The sequence below is a fragment of the Pseudoalteromonas sp. S1609 genome, assembly GCF_005887255.1.
Classification (GTDB): domain Bacteria; phylum Pseudomonadota; class Gammaproteobacteria; order Enterobacterales; family Alteromonadaceae; genus Pseudoalteromonas.
The window spans coordinates 1-663 of record NZ_PNDJ01000105.1 but is presented as its reverse complement, the minus strand read 5'-3'; the positions used below and the strand labels follow the sequence as shown (position 1 = coordinate 663).

Genomic DNA, 663 nt, shown 5'->3' with positions numbered 1-663 from the left:
GAGACTAAGCTCGGGTTTTTTTAATGCTTAATGCACTACAACTGTTGATTACTCAACGATAGTTGCAACAACACCAGCACCAACAGTACGGCCACCTTCACGGATAGCGAAACGAAGACCTTCGTCCATCGCGATTGGCGCGATTAGAGTTACTGTCATCTTAACGTTATCACCAGGCATTACCATTTCTACGCCTTCTGGTAACTGTACGTCACCTGTTACGTCAGTTGTACGGAAGTAGAACTGTGGACGGTAACCTTTGAAGAATGGAGTATGACGACCACCTTCATCTTTAGAAAGTACGTATACTTCTGAAGTGAATGTTGTGTGTGGGTTGATTGAACCAGGCTTAGCTAGTACTTGACCACGTTCAACGTCTTCACGCTTAGTACCACGTAGAAGTGCACCAATGTTCTCACCAGCACGACCTTCGTCAAGCAGCTTACGGAACATCTCAACACCAGTACAAGTAGACTTAGTAGTCTCTTTGATACCAACGATTTCAACTTCGTCATTCACGTTGATGATACCAGCTTCAACACGGCCAGTTACAACAGTACCACGACCTTGGATTGAGAAAACGTCTTCGATAGGCATGATGAATGGCTTATCGATGTCACGCTCTGGCTCTGGAATGTAAGAATCTAGTGCTTCTGCACTCTC

Annotated in this window: 1 protein-coding gene; it reads right to left on the bottom strand. The window is 45.1% G+C overall.

All coding sequences use genetic code 11. The features are described from left to right. Window positions 1-48 precede the first annotated feature (48 nt). The coding region (locus CWB76_RS18825) for an EF-Tu C-terminal domain-related protein (protein ID WP_249363197.1) at window positions 49-663 on the bottom strand (615 nt) is incomplete at its 5' end.